At 45.0% G+C, this 422-nt stretch carries 1 pseudogene and 1 other annotated feature; the pseudogene reads right to left on the bottom strand.

What is annotated here, in order from left to right:
* Positions 1 to 422 (bottom strand): annotated as a pseudogene (locus WFH18_RS17815) (IS3 family transposase); the annotation flags it as partial.
* Positions 257 to 373 (bottom strand) — a sequence feature (AL1L pseudoknot). It overlaps the preceding pseudogene by 117 nt.

Raw genomic sequence — 422 nt, 5'->3', positions numbered from 1 at the left:
GGCTACGGGTGGTTTGTTTGTTCTTACCTCGCCAAACACCTTGTATACCTAGCTTTTTCATTAATCGAGCAACAGTACAGCGTGCAATAATATAGCCTTCACGTTTCAGTTGTTGCCAGACCTTACGCACACCGTATCGACCTGAACTTTCTTTCCAAATTCGCTTAATCTCCTCAGCATGATGCAAGTCATGTAAATCTCGTTTCGCTCGATGTTCTGGATCTTCGCAGAGATCTAGAGTCCGGTAATAGGTTGAAGGTGCGATCGGTAAAATTCTACAAATCGCCTCGACTCCGTACAGCTCTTTATTATTATGGATAAAATCCACCATTATTTGTGTGGGCGGTCGAGCTCCGCCTGGGCGAAAAAAGCGGCTGCTTTACGTAGAATCTCATTGGCGCGTTGCAGTTCTTTATTTTCGC

The organism is Acinetobacter sp. USHLN143 (assembly GCF_037145695.1).
GTDB lineage: Bacteria > Pseudomonadota > Gammaproteobacteria > Pseudomonadales > Moraxellaceae > Acinetobacter > Acinetobacter fasciculus.
Note: the sequence above shows the minus strand (reverse complement) of the source record. Positions and strands in the feature narration are given on the sequence as shown.